At 72.8% G+C, this 254-nt stretch carries 1 protein-coding gene; it reads left to right on the top strand.

Annotated elements, in window-relative coordinates; translation table 11 throughout:
- The coding region (locus ACLJNW_RS26730; protein ID WP_410961585.1) for a ComEC/Rec2 family competence protein at positions 1–254 on the top strand (254 nt) is incomplete at both ends.

Raw genomic sequence — 254 nt, 5'->3', positions numbered from 1 at the left:
TGCTGGTCTTGCTGGTCGAGCCGCTGGCCAGCCTGCAGGCGGGGTTCTGGCTGTCGTTCCTGGCGGTTGCCCTGCTGCTCTGGCTGTTCGCCGGGCGCCTTGGGCGCTGGCGCTGGTGGGCGGCCTGGGGGCGGGCGCAGTGGGGGATGGCGCTGGGGCTGGCGATGCCGCTGCTGGCGCTGGGCCTGCCGTTGAGCCTGAGCGGAGCGCCGGCCAACCTGCTGGCGGTGCCTTGGATCGAACTGCTGGTAGTC

It is taken from the genome of Salmonella sp. SAL4457 (genome assembly GCF_046548235.1).
GTDB classification, from domain to species: Bacteria; Pseudomonadota; Gammaproteobacteria; order Enterobacterales; family Enterobacteriaceae; genus Salmonella; species Salmonella enterica.
This window is presented reverse-complemented; position numbering and strand designations above follow the sequence as displayed.